The sequence below is a fragment of the Streptomyces sp. RerS4 genome (assembly GCF_023515955.1).
Classification (GTDB): Bacteria; Actinomycetota; Actinomycetes; order Streptomycetales; family Streptomycetaceae; genus Streptomyces.
On sequence record NZ_CP097322.1, the window covers coordinates 2917409 to 2935000 of the forward strand.

12 protein-coding genes and 2 rRNA genes (1 of these 14 running past the window's edge) are annotated in these 17592 nt (G+C 70.5%); 6 read left to right on the forward strand and 8 right to left on the reverse strand.

The window, feature by feature from the left end; genetic code table 11:
• Nucleotides 1-15 precede the first annotated feature (15 nt).
• Entirely contained in the window at nucleotides 16-1170 is a 1155-nt protein-coding gene (locus tag M4D82_RS13395) for a winged helix-turn-helix domain-containing protein (RefSeq protein WP_249771759.1), read from the forward strand.
• 7 nt (nucleotides 1171-1177) lie between these two features.
• Here M4D82_RS13395 and M4D82_RS13400 read toward each other — a convergent pair whose 3' ends face one another.
• The 6 genes from M4D82_RS13400 to mtrA form a co-directional block, all read right to left on the reverse strand.
• On the reverse strand, nucleotides 1178-1936 hold the full coding sequence (locus tag M4D82_RS13400) for a response regulator (protein WP_249766270.1): 759 nt from the start codon (nucleotides 1934-1936) through the stop codon (nucleotides 1178-1180).
• Nucleotides 1937-2192: 256 nt separating this feature from the next.
• Nucleotides 2193-2888 (reverse strand): ribosome hibernation-promoting factor, HPF/YfiA family, encoded by a 696-nt coding sequence (gene hpf / locus M4D82_RS13405; RefSeq protein ID WP_249766271.1) that lies wholly within the window; start codon nucleotides 2886-2888, stop codon nucleotides 2193-2195.
• Nucleotides 2889-3240: 352 nt separating this feature from the next.
• Nucleotides 3241-4020 carry a ComF family protein gene (locus tag M4D82_RS13410; protein ID WP_249766272.1) on the reverse strand — a complete coding sequence of 260 codons (780 nt, stop codon included), beginning with the start codon at nucleotides 4018-4020 and terminating at the stop codon, nucleotides 3241-3243.
• An 80-nt stretch (nucleotides 4021-4100) separates the two neighbouring features.
• Entirely contained in the window at nucleotides 4101-5987 is a 1887-nt protein-coding gene (locus M4D82_RS13415; RefSeq protein WP_249766273.1) for an LpqB family beta-propeller domain-containing protein, read from the reverse strand.
• Complete coding sequence (gene mtrB / locus M4D82_RS13420; protein ID WP_249771761.1) at nucleotides 5974-7866, reverse strand: MtrAB system histidine kinase MtrB; 1893 nt, start codon at nucleotides 7864-7866, stop codon at nucleotides 5974-5976. The genes M4D82_RS13415 and mtrB overlap by 14 nt, the downstream gene beginning before the upstream one ends.
• 88 nt (nucleotides 7867-7954) lie before the next feature.
• Nucleotides 7955-8644, reverse strand: coding sequence for a two-component system response regulator MtrA (gene mtrA / locus M4D82_RS13425; protein WP_189747360.1), 690 nt, complete (start codon nucleotides 8642-8644; stop codon nucleotides 7955-7957).
• A 251-nt stretch (nucleotides 8645-8895) separates the two neighbouring features.
• On the opposite strand from mtrA, the gene M4D82_RS13430 reads away from it, so the two are divergent.
• The 5 genes from M4D82_RS13430 to M4D82_RS13450 are packed head-to-tail and all read left to right on the forward strand — an operon-like array spanning nucleotide 8896 to nucleotide 14299.
• The gene (locus M4D82_RS13430) at nucleotides 8896-10116 is read left to right on the forward strand and encodes a hypothetical protein (RefSeq protein ID WP_249766274.1); all 1221 of its coding nucleotides are present in this window, start codon (nucleotides 8896-8898) and stop codon (nucleotides 10114-10116) included.
• Between the two features lie 7 nt (nucleotides 10117-10123).
• Complete coding sequence (locus M4D82_RS13435) at nucleotides 10124-10810, forward strand: DUF4129 domain-containing protein (RefSeq protein WP_249766275.1); 687 nt, start codon at nucleotides 10124-10126, stop codon at nucleotides 10808-10810.
• On the forward strand, nucleotides 10807-12027 hold the full coding sequence (locus M4D82_RS13440; RefSeq protein WP_249766276.1) for a DUF4350 domain-containing protein: 1221 nt from the start codon (nucleotides 10807-10809) through the stop codon (nucleotides 12025-12027). The genes M4D82_RS13435 and M4D82_RS13440 overlap by 4 nt, the downstream gene beginning before the upstream one ends.
• Nucleotides 12024-12989 (forward strand): AAA family ATPase, encoded by a 966-nt coding sequence (locus tag M4D82_RS13445; RefSeq protein ID WP_249766277.1) that lies wholly within the window; start codon nucleotides 12024-12026, stop codon nucleotides 12987-12989. Before M4D82_RS13440 ends, M4D82_RS13445 begins: the two co-directional genes overlap by 4 nt.
• Complete coding sequence (locus tag M4D82_RS13450; protein WP_249766278.1) at nucleotides 12989-14299, forward strand: DUF58 domain-containing protein; 1311 nt, start codon at nucleotides 12989-12991, stop codon at nucleotides 14297-14299. Before M4D82_RS13445 ends, M4D82_RS13450 begins: the two co-directional genes overlap by 1 nt.
• A 119-nt stretch (nucleotides 14300-14418) precedes the next feature.
• Here the strand turns inward: M4D82_RS13450 and rrf are convergent.
• Both rrf and M4D82_RS13460 read right to left on the reverse strand, forming a co-directional pair.
• Nucleotides 14419-14535, reverse strand: a 5S ribosomal RNA gene (gene rrf, locus M4D82_RS13455).
• Between the two features lie 73 nt (nucleotides 14536-14608).
• Nucleotides 14609-17592 (reverse strand): 23S ribosomal RNA (locus M4D82_RS13460); it runs 132 nt beyond the window's last position.

Consider the following 17592-nt stretch of genomic DNA (forward strand, 5'->3'; position numbering starts at 1 on the left):
GCTCGCGGCATGACCATGATCTCGCTGTCCGCCGACGAAGCCCGCCGGATCGCCCTGCGCGCCCAGGGGTTCCTCGGCGCGCCCGACCGCCGGGGCGGGGTCCGGGGGGTGCTGCGCCGGCTGGGCGCCGTGCAGCTCGACACGATCTCCGTCCTGGCGCGCTCGCACGAGCTGATCCCGTACGCGCGCCTGGGCGCGGTCGGCCGGGACACGGTGGAGGAGGCCTACTGGAGCGACGGCCACGCCTTCGAGTACTGGTCGCACGCGGCGTGCGTCCTGCCGATCGAGGAGTGGCCGCACTTCGCGTTCCGCCGCCGGGCCCGGCGGGCGCGCGGCCACCGCTGGCACGTGCTCCAGGACAAGGAGCGCTCGACGCGGGCGGTCCTGGACCGGCTGAAGGCCGACGGCCCGCTGACCTCCACGGAGCTGGGCGGCGCGAAGAACGGCGGCGAGTGGTTCGAGTGGTCCGAGAGCAAGATCGCGGTGGAGTGGCTGCTCGACACCGGTGAGGTGATCTGCTCGCGGCGGCGCGGCTGGAAGCGCGTCTACGACCTACCCGAGCGGGTCGTCCCCGACGCCCTGCTCCACGACGAGATCGACGACCGCGAGTGCCTGCGCCGGCTGGTCGCGCTGGCGGGGCGGTCGCTGGGGGTGGGCACCCGCGCCGACATCGCCGACTACCACCGTCTCAAGGGCGAGGAGTTCGACGCGGTGGTCGAGGACGCCGGCCTCGTGCCGGTGGAGGTCGAGGGCTGGGGCAAGCCCGCCTGGGCCGACCCCGCCGCGCTGGCCACGGAGCCCCGGGGCCGCCACCGCACCACCCTGCTGTCCCCGTTCGACTCGCTGGTGTGGGACCGCCCCCGCACCGAGCGGATCTTCGACTTCACGCACCGGCTGGAGGCGTACGTCCCCAAGCCGAAGCGGATACACGGCTACTTCGCGATGCCGCTGCTGGCGGGCGGCCGGCTCCAGGGCCGCGTCGACCCGGCCCGCGAGGGCCGCACCCTCGTCGCCCGGCAGCTCTCCCTGACCTCCCCGAAGGCCGCCGCCCCGATGGCGCGGGCCCTGCGGGAGGCCGCGGAGTGGGTGGGCTGCGACGCGGTGCGCTTGGAGCGCGCCGGCACCCCCGCGGAGGCGGCCGCCGTCACGGCGGAACTGGCCGCCCTTTAAGGGGTTCTCAGCGGATTTCGAGGATCTTCTCCCGCATCGCGTAGACCACGGCCTCCATCCTGGAGTGCAGCTGGAGCTTCTCCAGGATGTTGCGCACGTGGTTCTTCACCGTGTTCTCGGAGATGAACAACTGCTTGGCGATGTCCCGGTTGTTCATGCCGGTGGCCACCAGTTTCAGCACCTCCAGCTCCCGATCGGTCAGCCGGGGCGCCGGCACGAGCCGCCGCTCGTCGGTGCGCTGGATCATCGACTTGAACTCGGTCAGCAGCTTCGAGGCCATCGACGGACTGATCTGCGACTGTCCGTCCGCGACGGCGCGGATCGCGGTGGCGACCTCGTCCGTCGAGATCTCCTTCAACAGGTAGCCCGTCGCGCCCGCCTTGATCGCGTCGTAGAGGTCCGCCTCCTCGTCGCTGATCGTCAGCATGATGATCTTCGCGGAGGGGGCCACCTCCTTGATCGAGGTGCAGGCCTCGATGCCACCGCGCCGCGGCATCCGCACGTCCATGAGCACGATGTCCGGAAGCAGGTCGGCGGCCTTGTCCACCGCCTCGGCCCCGTCCCCGGCCTCACCGACGACCTGGATGTCCTCCTCCTGCGCGAGGACGATCTCCAGGCCCCGCCGGAAGAGGGCGTGGTCGTCGACGACGAGTACCCGGATGGGTTCCCCCGCCGGCTCGCCCCCGCCCTCGCCGGCCCCGGCCGTGTCCACCCCACGACAGCCCGCGCCGTCGTCACCGCGCACCGGCCCGAAGCTGTCCGCCATCATTCCTCCCCCTGCGTGTGCCGAGCTGCCCGGCCAATCCGGCGGATTCGTCCGCCGATTGACTGCCCGCCATGATTCCATGCCCACACCACCGCACGGGGTCCACCGGAACCGGTCTGGCTCATACGGGTCAGTACGCGCCGGTAAGGGGTGACAACCGGCCACCGCTTCTCGGACACCACCGCTTCTCAGACAAGTGCCCCTGTGGACCCCCGAACTGTTCCTCGGGGTGTTCCACAGGGGCAACGGTGAATGATCAGCCGCCGAGCGCGCCGCCCGCGCCCGCCGCGGACTCGTCCGAGCTGGAAGCACCGTCGGAGTTCAGGTGGACGACGCCGTAGTCATAAGCGTGACGGCGGTAGACGACACTGGGCATCTTGGTTTCGGAGTCCACGAACAGATAGAAGTCGTGCCCGACCAGCTCCATTTCGTAGAGCGCCTGGTCGAGGGACATGGGGCCCGCCGAGTGGGTCTTCTCGCGAACGATGAGCGGGCCTTCGCCCTGGATTTCGAGGGATCCGATACGCGTCGTCGGGATCCCCTCCGCCTGCTCCTCGCCGACCGGCTCGCCGTTGGCGTTCAGCTGGGCGACGCCGGGCACCACGTCGGCGACCTCGGCCGCCGACAGCCGGCCGCTGCCGCGGCGGGTGAAACGCTTGTCGTGCTGCTTGCGCAGCCGGGCCTCCAGCTTGTCCTGAGCGAGGTCGAGCGCCGCGTACGGGTCGGCGGCGGCGGCCTCGGCACGGATCACCGGACCCCGCGAACGCAGGGTGATCTCCACGCGGTCGGAACGGTCGGCCTGGCGCGGGTTGTGCTCCTTGGACACCTCGACGTCCAAGCTGATCACCTTGGCGTCGAGCTTCTGGATCCGCTCCGGATTCAGCTTCTCGGCCACGTGCTTGCGGAACCGCTCGGGCACCTCGGTCTTGCGGCCCTTGACGACGATGTCCACGCAGAACTCCGTTCCCGGAGACCTTCACCTCCAGCGGCGAAGCGTCTCCCTTTCGCACCAGGCTCCGGTGAACACCGGAGCCTCGGACTTGGCGACTTTCACCTCCTCCTCCCCCATCGGCAAGATCTACACCCCACCGACTTCGGAGTAGAGAGACACCCTCTGACACGAAGATTCCATTGACGGGCGGACCGGTGCACCGATAGCCGGGGCCCAAGGATCGCCAGTTCCTCACAACCGAACATATCCCTCAAAGCCGGTTGTCGGCACCCGCTACCGGAACAAACCTCCGATCAGGTGGCTCGTCCCTCTTACTACCTGCAACGATGCGCATTCCCCTGGGGTTCCAAATCTATTCGCAAGATTTTTGCTCTGTACGAGTTGTCGGCCGGATCCGGTCGAACGATGCTCCCGGCGCCGCCACCACGGCCGCCGCCTCCGCCCCCAGACCCCGCGCCCCCACCCCCGCCGCGCGCAGCGCCCGCGACGCCTCCGCGAGCGTGGCCCCGGTGGTGATCAGGTCGTCCACCAGCAGGATCCGTGCCCCGGCCGTCAGCCGCACCCCACCGGGGCGCACCGCCAGGGCCCCGGCCAGGTTCTCCCACCGCCGGGCCGCTCCCAGCCCCGCCTGGTCCTCCACCGGCCGTCGCAGCCGCAGTACGGGGGCCACCCGCGCGGGCACCCCGGCCGCGCGCAGCCGCGCCGAGGCGGCCAGGGCGATCCTGCGCGCCGGATCGTGCCCGCGCGCCCGTACCGTCCGCCGCGCGGAGGGCACCGGAACGAGCGCCAGCTCCCGCCGGACCCTGCCTGCGCGCCCTCCCGGCCGCCCGCAGCACCGCCGCCGCGAGCGCGCCCCGAGCGGACCCGCCAGCGGCAGCGCCCCGCGTTCCTTGTGGGCCAGCACGACGGCCCGTACGGCCCCTTCGTAGGCCGCCCCCGCGTACACCACGGGCAGCCCCACCGGCCCCGACCCCCTCTCGGCCCAACACACCGGCCCCGCCCCGGCGCCGTCCAGGGCGGCCCCGCACGCCCCGCACAGCGGCCAGGCCATCGCCGCCCCGCAGCCCGCGCAGCCGCCGGGCAGCACCAGCCGGCTCACCTCGCGCCACCAGCCCCGTACGCACCCCCGCATCCCTCCACGGTGCCGGGCGGCCACCGCATCCGCCACCCCTGTGGAAAACCCGGGGCCGCCGGACCTCGTACGCCTCGGCCTCAGCCCGGGTACACCGGCGCCCGGCCGCCCGCCGCCACCGTGCGCCACTGCGCCCCCGGCGGCAGCCACACGATGCCGTCCTCGCCGGAGTCCGCCACCACCGGCTTGGCCTCGTCCTCCGAGGCGGCGATCGCGCGCAGCCCCGTCGCCCCCGGCAGGCTCGCCGCGACCATCGACCCGTCGGCCAGCATGTAGCGGGCCTGGTCGACGCCGCCGCTCTCGCGGCCCACCACCAGCAGCCGTCCGCGCGGCGCCCAGCTCATCGCCGTCACCTCCGCCATCTGCGGGGCCGCCGGCCGCAGCTCGCGCACCGACACCGGCGAGGTGTCCGCCGCGCCCTCGGGGCGTTCGACGCGCCCGAGGTAGAGGTTCTTGCGGCCGCCGTCGCGCTCCACGAGCAGGGCGACGCGCACCCCGTCGGGGGAGGCCTTCAGGGCCGTGATGCGCGCCTTGTCCAGGCCGGACACCTCCACCTTCTGCGGGGTCCCGGTGCCGCCCGGCACCCGCCACAGGCCCTGGGTCTGCGGGTCGCCGTCGGCGATCCACAGGTCGCCGCGGGCGTCCCAGGTGGGCGCGGTCAGCTTGCCGGACTTGCTGGACAGCAGCGGCTGCGGCATCGGTCCGGCGGTCGTCAGCGTCACCACGTACAGGCCGTGGCCGCCCTCGGAGACCACCGCCGCGCGCTTCTCGTCGTACGTGATGGCGGCCGAGCCCACCTTGAAGCCGGCGGCCGTGGCCAGCGGGCCGGGCGCCGGCTCCGGCTTGTCCTGCTGCTGGTCGTCGGCGCCGACGTTGAGGACCATCCGGACGAGCTTGAAGTCCTTGTCCACGTAGTACTGGTGATCCGGCGACGGCGGCCGGCCGGCGATGACCGCCGCGGCCGAGCCGGTCACCCAGCACAGCGAGGACGTGCCGTCGGGGCGCAGCAGTTCGACGCGGTCCAGTCGGGAGGCCGTCAGGTCCCGCACGGTGTACATGAGTTGCGTGGCCATCTTCTGGCACTGCGGCTGCCCGACGGCGCTGCCCTTCTCGTTGAGCGGGACGCGCAGCGTGTTCTGGCCGTCGTAGGACAGGGACTTGGTGCCCTCGCGCAGTTCGCTGCCGGTCGGGAAGGCGGTGGAGACGACGGGGCCGAGCCACTTGGAGGGACCGGCGAGCAACGACTGCACGGTCTGCGTGGTCGGGTCCATCCGCGAGTCGGGGTCGCTGCGTTGACGCACGTACACCGGGTCGGCGACGAGCGTGGAGCCGGCGAAGTAGTACTTGTTCACCGGCTTGTAGATGCGCTGGAAGTCGGATTCGCTGAGGACGAGGCTGCTGGGCGGGGTCGCGATGCGCCACTGCTTGTTGACCTGGACGAGCTGGAGGAACTCCTCGTAGCGGCCGCCGCCGGTCTCCGGCTGGTAGGCGCTGCGCTCGTCGACGGTGGCGAGCTTCTTGCCGTAGACCTTCCAGCGCGGCCCGTCGGGGTCCTTCTCCCCTTGGACGGGGACCCGGTCGAGGCCGGCGGAGAGCACGGTGACGGCCGAGCCGGGCCTCCAGTTCTTGGCGGCCTCCTCGGTGAGGTACTTGCGGGCCGTCGCGAGCTGCGGGTCGTCGCTGGTCATGGCCTCCAGGAAGCCGTCGACGATGTCGGCGGGGCCGGCCTTGTCGGCGGGCGGCACCCCGAAGACCCGTACCTGGGAGTCCACGCCCTGCGAGGCCTCGACCCTACGGATCTCCCCCCGGTCGGGCATGGAGGCGCAGCCCGCGAGCAGCAGGCAGCCGACCACGCCGGCCGACAGCGCCCACGTCCCGGCGAACCGCCCACCCCGGCGACCACGGCCACGGCCGTGACCACGGCCACCGCCGCGACCGTTCCGTACGCCGCGCTCAGCGTCCTCCACCGGATCCATCCTCCTGTGCTGCTCCCTGATCGGTCGGCCGGGCCACGACCCGCGCGCCATTGCCGGGCAGCGCCGTGGGATCGGCGGGTACCGGCATCGCGGTGGTGACGGCGGGCCTCGGCGGTATCGGCGAACGGTCGGCCCGCTCGGCCCGCCCCCCGTGCGCTCCGCCCGGCCCGGCGGAGCCACCTTGGCGGGCGGCGGCCTCGGCGGCGGCCCGCGCCCGGTTGCCGCGCGAGTCCTCGGGCTCCAACGGGATCGGCGATCCGCGCAGCGGCTCGTCGGCGGTACGGGGCAGCGTCAGGCGGAACTGCGAGCCGCCGCCGGGCTCGCCCCAGGCCTGGAGCCAGCCGCCGTGCAGCCGGGCGTCCTCGACGGCGATGGACAGGCCGAGGCCCGTACCGCCGGTGGTCCGGGCGCGCGCCGGGTCGGCCCGCCAGAAGCGGTTGAAGACGCGGGTGGCCTCGCCGGGCTTCAGGCCCACGCCGTAGTCGCGTACGGCCACGGCCACCGCCCCGCCCGCCGACGCGAGCCGCACCACCACGTCGCGGCCCTCGCCGTGCTCCACGGCGTTGACGACGAGGTTGCGCAGCACCCGCTCGACGCGCCGCGAGTCGGCCTCGGCGATGACGGGCTGGGAGTCGCCGAGGACCCGGATACGGGTCCCCTTGTGCTCGGCGAGCGGTTCGGCCCCGTCGATGACGCGGCGCACGACGTCCCGCAGGTCGATGGGCTCCGCCTCCAGGGCGGCCGCGCCCGCGTCGAAGCGGCTGATCTCCAGCAGGTCGGCGAGCAGCGACTCGAACCGGTCGAGCTGCCCGGCGAGCAGTTCGGCGGAGCGCGCCGTGATCGGGTCGAAGTCGACCCGCGCGTCGTGGATGACGTCGGCGGCCATCCGTACCGTCGTCAGCGGGGTCCGCAGCTCGTGCGAGACGTCCGAGACGAACCGGCGCTGCATCCGCGAGAGCTCCTCCAGCTGCTGGATCTTGTTCTGGAGGTTCTGGGCCATCTTGTTGAAGGCCTCGCCCAGGCGCGCGATGTCGTCCTCGCCGGTGACCTTCATCCGCTCCTGCAGCCGCCCGGCCGAGAGCCGCTCGGCGATCCCGGCGGCCATCCGTACGGGGGTCACGACCTGGCGTACGACGAGCCAGGCGATGGCGCTGAGCAGCACCACGACGAACAGCCCGGCAGTCGCGAGGGTGCTCTTGACGAGGTTGAGGGACTCCTCCTCCTGCGTCAGCGGGAAGAGGTAGTACAGGTCGTACGGGTCGCCGTTGATGTCCGTGAGCCGCTTGCCCACGACGAGCGCGGGCTCGGGCGCCTTCTCCCCGGCGCCGGCGGTGTAGCGGATCTCGGAGAACGTCTTGAACGTGCCGGTGGCGTGGTTGACGGCCCGGCGCAGCCCGGTGGGCACGCTCGCGGTGGGGTCGACGTTGCCGGAGGCGCGGGCTCCCTTGACGCCCTGGGCGGCGGGGCTCTGCGGGCCCGGCCGCTCCTCGCCGGTGCCGGCGCCGAGCGCCACGACCTCGAAGGCGGTCTGCCCGCCACTGGCGAGCTGCTTGACGAGCGAGTTCATCCACGTACTGGCGTCCCGGCCGACCTTGTTGTCGGTGGCGTCGGGCCCGTCCACCGCGGAGGGCGTGTTCGCCTTCTCCTGTGCGACCGCGAACCCTCCCGCGGCCTGGCTCTGCGCGGCCTCCTCCTTGGCGTCGAGGAGTCCCTTGCTGACCGACGCGACGACCACCCAGCCGAGCGCGAGGACCACGGCGAGCGACATCAGCAGCGTCGCCGCGACCACCCGGAGCTGGATGTTGCGCCGCCACAGCCGGACAGCCGGAAGCAGCGGCCGGCGTACGAGGCGTACGCACAGCCGCAGCACGGGATTGCCGCCCGCGCCGCCGCGCGGCGGCCGGGAGCCCCGCGGGGCTCCGCCGCCGGAGCCGTCCCGGGAACCGCCGGGCTGCACGTCAGCTGGGTCCGGCCTTGTAGCCGACACCGCGCACCGTCACGACGATCTCGGGGCGCTCCGGGTCCTTCTCGACCTTGGAGCGCAGCCGCTGCACATGCACGTTGACCAGGCGGGTGTCCGCCGCGTGCCGGTAGCCCCAGACCTGCTCCAGCAGCACCTCGCGGGTGAACACCTGCCAGGGCTTGCGGGCCAGCGCGACCAGCAGGTCGAACTCCAGCGGGGTCAGGGCGATGGAGGCGCCGTCGCGCTTGACCGAGTGCCCGGCGACGTCGATGACCAGGTCACCGATGGCCAGCTGCTCGGGCGCGGGCTCCTCGGAGCGGCGCAGCCGCGCCCGGATGCGCGCGACCAGCTCCTTCGGCTTGAACGGCTTGACGATGTAGTCGTCGGCACCGGACTCCAGGCCCACCACCACGTCCACCGTGTCGCTCTTCGCCGTGAGCATGACGATCGGCACCCCGGATTCGGCACGGATCAGCCTGCACACCTCTATGCCGTCCCGTCCGGGCAGCATCAGATCCAGCAGGACCAGATCCGGCTTGGCCTCCCGGAAGGCAGCCAGTGCCTTGTCGCCGTCCGCTACGAACGACGGCTCAAAACCTTCTCCACGCAGCACAATGCCGAGCATCTCGGCCAGCGCGGTGTCGTCGTCGACGACAAGGACTCGTCCCTTCATGGTTGACATCATCCCATTAGCTAATCGTTACCCGGCGGTGAGCTGTCCCACAGCCAAAAGGGCTGGAAATCGCCCCTCGGACCTGCGTGGAGATCAGGACGACCAGTCTGCCCCGGATCGGCGCGACAATTGAAGGGAACGAGCGCCCCGAAGGCCCCGGCCCCGAAGATCCAGGGGAGCGCCGGTCCGTTCCGACTCCCCCCATGGCACGATGGCAGCCGACCAGCGCGCCCGCCACGGCGGGCGCACGCGAAGGAGCGACGATGAACGACTCTCCGGGTTGGGCCACGCCCGGATCCCCGTCCGACGGCCAGGGCTCCGACGACGGCCGGCCCCCCGCGCCGCCCGCCGGTGACGACAAGTGGTCGGCGTCGCAGCCGCCGCCCGGCCAGTGGTCGAGCCCGAGCCCCGGCCAGAGCCCCCCGCCGAGCCGCCAGACCCCCGGCTGGGGCTCGTACGAGCGACAGCCCGGCCAGCGGCCCACGGCCCCGTACGCGGGCCCCTACGGCCACCCCGGCGGCTGGGGCGGCCCCCCGCCCGCCGCCAAGCCCGGTGTCATCCCGCTGCGCCCCCTGGGCCTCGGCGAGATCCTCGACGGCGCCGTCTCCACCCTGCGCGGGCACTGGCGCTCCGTCCTGTCCATCACCCTGGTCGTCGCCGTCCTCTTCCAGCTCGCCATCCTCCTCGTCCAGCGCCTCACGCTGGACACCGTCGTCCTCGACCCGCAGACCGCGACCCCCTCCCAGGCCCTGGACCTCATGGGCGACACCCTCGCCCTGTACGGCTTCCAGTACTACGCGGAGTTCACCGCGCTGGCCTTGGTCACCGCCCTGCTGGCGCCCGTCGTCAGCAACGCCGTCCTCGGCCGCGCCTCCACCCCCGCCGCCACCCTGCGCACCGTCCGCCCCCTCGCACCGCGCATGCTCGGCCTCACCGGCCTGCTGCTCGTGGGCGCCCTCGCCGCCGGCTTCCTGCCCGCCCTGCCCGGCATCCTCTCCGGCAACGTCCTGCTGACCGCGCTGAGCCTGCCCATCGGCCTGGTCCTGCTGGCCTGGTTCTACGTGACCTTCTCGCTGGCCCCGCCCGCCCTGATGCTGGAACGCGGCTCGGCCATCGGCGCCATGAAGCGCTCCGCCCGACTCGTCAAGGGCTCCTGGTGGCGCGTCTGCGGCATCACCGTCCTGACCTGGCTGATCCGCAGCATCACCGCCGCCATCATCGCCATGCCCTTCGCCGCCGTCGCCGCCCTCGCGACCCCCGGCGGCCTCGGCGCCCTCCTCGACGGCAGCGCCGCCCGGAACTGGACCTTCCTGATCATCACCGCGATCGGCGGGATCATCGGCACCACCATCACCCTCCCGATGCAGACGGGCGTGACCACCCTCCTCTACGTCGACCAGCGCATCCGCCGCGAAGCCCTCGACCTGGAGCTCGCCCGCGCCGCCGGCCTCGACGGCCCCGGCGGCACGATCACCGGGGGCTGACACGCTGATGAGCACGGGGGGACTCATCGTCATCGTCACCGGCGCCACGGCCCGACCGCCGGCCGCCGAGACACCACCGCTGACGACCTCACGCGACGCCGCCCGCGAGGCCGCCGAACGCGAGCTGGCCAAACCCGCCTACCACCAGAGCGACCCGAGCCTCCTCGAAAGGGCCCTGGACCGCTTCTGGGAATGGGTCGGCTCCCTCTTCGACAGCGCCGCCGGATCCACCCCCGGCGGCGCCCTCGGCCTGCTCGCCATCGCCGTCCTCGTCATCCTGGCCGTCGCCGCCCTCTGGTGGCGCCTCGGCACCCCCCGCCGCCTCCCCTCCGGCGCCGGCACCCTCTTCGACGACGGCCCCCGCAGCGCCGCCGACCACCGCACCGCCGCCGAAGCCCACGCGGCCGCCGGCCGCTGGACCGAAGCCGTCCAGGAACGCATGCGGGCCGTCGTCCGCTCCCTGGAGGAACGCACCCTCCTCGACCCCCGCCCCGGCCGCACCGCCGACGAGGCCGCCGCCGAAGCCGCCGCCTCCCTCCCCGCCCACGCCGCCGACCTGCGCGCCGCCGCCCGCACCTTCGACGACGTCACCTACGGCGGCCGCACCGCCGACCCCGACACGTACGCCCGCCTGCGCACCCTGGACCTCACCCTGGAGCGCGCCAAGCCGCTCCTGACGGGACCCACGGCATGACCGCCCCGCACCCCACCCCCCAGCGGCCCGCCACCGCCGGCACCTCCACCGCGCCCACCCGCGCACAGCTGTGGACCCGCGCCCGCGGCCTCCTCCTCGCCCTCGGCGTCCTGATCGCCGCCGCCGTCCTCCTCGCCGGCCTCCAGGCGGGCGACCACCACGGCCGCCTCGACCCCCGCTCCGCCGACCCCGACGGCAGCCGCGCCCTCGCCCAACTCCTCAAGGAACGCGGCGTCACCACCCGCGTCGTCACCCACGCCGACGAAGCCGTCGCCGCCGCGAGCCCCACCACCACCCTCCTGGTCACCGACCCCGACCTCCTGGGCGAACGCCAACGACGCGCCGTACGCTCCGCCATCGACCTCTCCGGCGGCCGCACCGTCCTCATCGCCCCCGACACCTCCCTCACCGACCTGGCCCCCACCACCCGCACCCGGGGCCCCGCCCACCGCGGCGACCTCGCCCCCGACTGCGCCCTGCCCGCCGCCACCACGGCCGGCCGCGCCACCACCGGCGACGGCGACCGCTACTCCACCGACCGACCCGGCGCCACCGCCTGCTACCCCGCCGACGGCCACCCCACCCTCCTCGTCCTCCCGGCCGACAAGGGCGGCGACACCGTCCTCCTCGGCTCCGAGACGATCCTGCGCAACGAGACCCTCGCCCGCGAGGGCAACGCCTCCCTCGCCCTGCAACTCCTCGGCTCCCGCCCCGACCTCGTCTGGTACCTGCCGAACCTCGCCGACATGCCTGCCGACGCCGACGCCGAGGAACAGAGCCTCCTCGACCTCGTCCCCGCCGGCTGGACCTGGGCCGCCCTGCAACTCTGCGTCGCCGCCGTCCTCGCCGCCCTCTGGCGAGCCCGCCGCCTCGGACCCCTCGTCACCGAGCGACTCCCCGTGGCCATCCGCGCCTCCGAAGCCACCGAAGGCCGCGCCCGCCTCTACCGCAAGGCCGCCGCCCGCGACCGCGCCGCCACCGTGCTGCGCGCCGCCACCCGCGAACGCCTCGCCGTACTGGTCGGCGTACCGCCCACCCAGGCCCACGACCCCGCCGCCCTGCTCCCGGCCGTCACCACCCACCGCACAAGCCCCACCCCGGACGCCGGCCCCGACCCGGCCACCCTCCTCTTCGGCACCACCCCCGCCGACGACGCGGCACTCGTCGCGCTCGCCGACCACCTCGACGCCCTCGAAAGAGAGGTCCGCACCTCATGACGGCCACCACGGACAGCAGCGCCCGTTCCTCCCTGGAGGCGCTCCGCACCGAGATCGCCAAGGCCGTGGTCGGCCAGGACTCCGCCGTCACCGGCCTGGTCGTCGCCCTCCTGTGCCGCGGCCACGTCCTCCTCGAAGGCGTCCCCGGCGTCGCGAAGACCCTCCTGGTGCGCGCCCTCGCCGCCTCGCTGTCCCTCGACACCAAGCGCGTCCAGTTCACCCCCGACCTGATGCCCAGCGACGTCACCGGCTCCCTCGTCTACGACGCCCGCACCGCCGAGTTCTCCTTCCAGGACGGCCCGGTCTTCACCAACCTCCTCCTCGCCGACGAGATCAACCGCACGCCCCCCAAGACCCAGTCCTCGCTCCTCGAAGCGATGGAGGAACGCCAGGTCACCGTCGACGGCACCCCCCGCAGGCTCCCCGAGCCCTTCCTCGTCGCCGCCACCATGAACCCCGTCGAGTACGAGGGCACCTACCCCCTCCCCGAAGCCCAACTCGACCGCTTCCTCCTCAAACTGACGGTCCCCCTGCCCTCCCGCGAGGACGAGATCGGCGTCCTGACCCGCCACGCCGCCGGCTTCGACCCGCGCGACCTGCACGCCGCCGGCCTGCGCCCCGTCGCCGGCCCCGAACAGCTCGCAGCCGCCCGCCGGGCCGTCGAATCCACCGCCGTCTCCCCCGAGATCACCGCCTACGTCGTCGACATCTGCCGCGCCACCCGCGAATCCCCCTCCCTCACCCTCGGCGTCTCCCCGCGCGGCGCGACCGCCCTCCTGGCCACCGCCCGCGCCTGGGCCTGGCTCACCGGCCGCGACTACGTCACCCCCGACGACGTCAAGGCCCTCGCCCTGCCGACCCTGCGCCACCGCGTCCAACTACGCCCCGAAGCCGAGATGGAAGGCGTCACCCCCGACTCGGTGATCACGGCGATCCTCGCCCACGTCCCCGTCCCCCGCTGATGGCCCTCACCGGACGCGCCGCCCTCGTCGCGGCCCTCGCCAGCCTGCCCGTGGGCATCCTCGAACCCAGCTGGACGGGCCTCCTCGCCGTCAACGCCCCCCTGGCCCTGGCCTGCGCCGTCGACTACGCCCTCGCCGCCCCCGTCCGCACCCTGCGCCTGACCCGCTCCGGCGACACCTCCGTCCGCCTCGGCGAAGCCGCCGACGTCCACCTCACCGTCACCAACCCCGGTACGCGCCCCCTGCGCGCCCTCCTCCGCGACGCCTGGCCCCCCAGCAGCGGGCAACCCGGCACGGAAGCCCTCGCCTCCCGCCGCACCCTGCGCGTCCCCGCCGGCGAACGCCGCCGCCTGACCACCCGCCTGCGCCCCACCCGCCGCGGCGACCACACCGCCGACCGCGTCACGATCCGCTCGTACGGCCCCCTCGGCCTCCTGGCCCGCCAGGGCTCGCACATCGTCCCCTGGACGGTCCGCGTGCTGCCCCCCTTCACCAGCCGCAAGCACCTCCCCTCGCGCCTGGCCCGCCTGCGCGAACTCGACGGCCGCACCAGCCTCCTGACCCGCGGCGAAGGCACCGAATTCGACAGCCTGCGCGACTACATCCCCGGCGACGACACCCGCTCCATCGACTGGCGCGCCACCGCCCGCCGCCAAGAGGTCGCCGTCCGCACCTGGCGCCCCGAACGCGACCGCCACATCCTGATCTGCCTCGACACCGGCCGCACCTCCGCCGGTCGCGTCGGCGACGCCCCCCGCCTGGACTCCGCCATGGACGCCGCCCTGCTCCTCACCGCCCTCGCCCTGCGCGCCGGCGACCGCGTCGACCTCCTGGCCCACGACCGCCGCCCCCGCGCCCAGGTCCAAGGCCGCGGGGCCGCCGACACCCTCCCCGCGTTCGTCAACGCCATGGCCGGCCTGGAACCGGAACTCGTCGAAACCGACGCCCGCACCCTCGTCTCCACCATCCTGCGCAGCGCCCCACGCCGCTCCCTGGTGGTCCTCCTGACGAGCCTGGACGCGGCCCCCATCGAGGAGGGCCTGCTCCCGCTCCTCCCCCGCCTCACCCAGCGCCACACGGTGGTCCTGGCCTCGGTCTCCGACCCCCACATCGCCGACATGGCCACCTCACGGGGCTCCGTCGACGCCGTCTACGAAGCCGCGGCCGCCACCCAAACCCAATCCCAACGCCGCCGCACCGCCGACCAACTCACCCGCCACGGCGTCCACGTAGTAGACGCCACCCCGGACACCCTCCCCCCGGCCCTGGCCGACGCCTACCTGTCCCTGAAAGCCGCCGGCCGCCTCTAAAGCCGTTCCGTGGCGGCGAACGCCAACCCGAACGAGGTTCCCCTGGTCATTTTGGTAGAGCGGGCCCTAAACGCAGAAAAGCCCCGCACCAGAAGGTGCGGGGCTTTCCCACAATGATTGTTCGGCGGCGTCCTACTCTCCCACAGGGTCCCCCCTGCAGTACCATCGGCGCTGAAAGGCTTAGCTTCCGGGTTCGGAATGTAACCGGGCGTTTCCCTAACGCTATGACCACCGAAACACTATGAAGTTAACCAACCGGGCAATATCACGGTCGTTACTTCAGAACTAACACAGTGGACGCGAGCAACTGAGGACAAGCCCTCGGCCTATTAGTACCAGTCAGCTCCACCCGTTACCGGGCTTCCACATCTGGCCTATCAACCCAGTCGTCTACTGGGAGCCTTACCCTCTCAAGGAGGTGGGAATACTCATCTTGAAGCAGGCTTCCCGCTTAGATGCTTTCAGCGGTTATCCCTCCCGAACGTAGCCAACCAGCCATGCCCTTGGCAGGACAACTGGCACACCAGAGGTTCGTCCGTCCCGGTCCTCTCGTACTAGGGACAGCCCTTCTCAATATTCCTACGCGCACAGCGGATAGGGACCGAACTGTCTCACGACGTTCTAAACCCAGCTCGCGTACCGCTTTAATGGGCGAACAGCCCAACCCTTGGGACCGACTCCAGCCCCAGGATGCGACGAGCCGACATCGAGGTGCCAAACCATCCCGTCGATATGGACTCTTGGGAAGATCAGCCTGTTATCCCCGGGGTACCTTTTATCCGTTGAGCGACGGCGCTTCCACAAGCCACCGCCGGATCACTAGTCCCGACTTTCGTCCCTGCTCGACCCGTCGGTCTCACAGTCAAGCTCCCTTGTGCACTTACACTCAACACCTGATTGCCAACCAGGCTGAGGGAACCTTTGGGCGCCTCCGTTACCCTTTGGGAGGCAACCGCCCCAGTTAAACTACCCATCAGACACTGTCCCTGATCCGGATCACGGACCGAGGTTAGACATCCAGCACGACCAGAGTGGTATTTCAACGGCGACTCCACCATGACTGGCGTCACGGCTTCAAAGTCTCCCACCTATCCTACACAAGCCGAACCGAACACCAATATCAAACTGTAGTAAAGGTCCCGGGTCTTTCCGTCCTGCTGCGCGAAACGAGCATCTTTACTCGTAGTGCAATTTCACCGGGCCTATGGTTGAGACAGTCGAGAAGTCGTTACGCCATTCGTGCAGGTCGGAACTTACCCGACAAGGAATTTCGCTACCTTAGGATGGTTATAGTTACCACCGCCGTTTACTGGCGCTTAAGTTCTCAGCTTCGCAACCCCGAAAGGTCACTAACCGGTCCCCTTAACGTTCCAGCACCGGGCAGGCGTCAGTCCGTATACATCGCCTTACGGCTTCGCACGGACCTGTGTTTTTAGTAAACAGTCGCTTCTCGCTGGTCTCTGCGGCCACCCCCAGCTCAAGCAGCAAGTGCTATCACCAGTGATGGCCCCCTTCTCCCGAAGTTACGGGGCATTTTGCCGAGTTCCTTAACCATAGTTCACCCGAACGCCTCGGTATTCTCTACCTGACCACCTGAGTCGGTTTAGGGTACGGGCCGCCATGAAACTCGCTAGAGGCTTTTCTCGACAGCATAGGATCATCCACTTCACCACAATCGGCTCGGCATCAGGTCTCAGCCTTGTATGAGGGACGGATTTGCCTACCCTCGGCCTACACCCTTACCCCGGGACAACCACCGCCCGGGTTGGACTACCTTCCTGCGTCACCCCATCGCTTACCTACTACCACCTTGGGCCGGCGGCTCCACCACTTTCCATTCCCCGAAGGGTCCGGAACGGCTTCACGGCCTTAGCATCAGAGGATTCGATATTGGGCGTTTCAAAGCGGGTACCGGAATATCAACCGGTTGTCCATCGACTACGCCTGTCGGCCTCGCCTTAGGTCCCGACTTACCCTGGGCAGATCAGCTTGACCCAGGAACCCTTAGTCAATCGGCGCACACGTTTCTCACGTGTGTATCGCTACTCATGCCTGCATTCTCACTCGTGAACCGTCCACAACTAGCTTCCGCTGCTGCTTCACCCGGCACACGACGCTCCCCTACCCATCACAGCGGGCGTTGGCCCTATAGCTGCAATGACACGACTTCGGCGGTACGCTTGAGCCCCGCTACATTGTCGGCGCGGAATCACTTGACCAGTGAGCTATTACGCACTCTTTCAAGGGTGGCTGCTTCTAAGCCAACCTCCTGGTTGTCTCTGCGACTCCACATCCTTTCCCACTTAGCGTACGCTTAGGGGCCTTAGTCGATGCTCTGGGCTGTTTCCCTCTCGACCATGGAGCTTATCCCCCACAGTCTCACTGCCGTGCTCTCACTTACCGGCATTCGGAGTTTGGCTAAGGTCAGTAACCCGGTAGGGCCCATCGCCTATCCAGTGCTCTACCTCCGGCAAGAAACACACGACGCTGCACCTAAATGCATTTCGGGGAGAACCAGCTATCACGGAGTTTGATTGGCCTTTCACCCCTAACCACAGGTCATCCCCCAGGTTTTCAACCCTGGTGGGTTCGGTCCTCCACGAAGTCTTACCTCCGCTTCAACCTGCCCATGGCTAGATCACTCCGCTTCGGGTCTAGAGCGTGCAACTCAAACGCCCTGTTCGGACTCGCTTTCGCTACGGCTTCCCCACACGGGTTAACCTCGCTACACACCGCTAACTCGCAGGCTCATTCTTCAAAAGGCACGCAGTCACGACCGTTGTTCCGAAGAACAACGGCGACGCTCCCACGGCTTGTAGGCACACGGTTTCAGGTACTATTTCACTCCGCTCCCGCGGTACTTTTCACCATTCCCTCACGGTACTATCCGCTATCGGTCACCAGGGAATATTTAGGCTTAGCGGGTGGTCCCGCCAGATTCACACGGGATTTCTCGGGCCCCGTGCTACTTGGGAGATGAGCAAGCAAGCCGCTGATGTTTCGTCTACGGGGGTCTTACCCTCTACGCCGGACCTTTCGCATGTCCTTCGACTACATCAACGGTTTCTGACTCGCCTCACGGCCGGCAGACCGTAAAAGCTCATTCCCACAACCCCGCATGCGCAACCCCTGCCGGGTCTCACACACATACGGTTTGGCCTCATCCGGTTTCGCTCGCCACTACTCCCGGAATCACGGTTGTTTTCTCTTCCTGAGGGTACTGAGATGTTTCACTTCCCCTCGTTCCCTCCACATGCCCTATGTGTTCAGGCATGGGTGACAGCCCATGACGA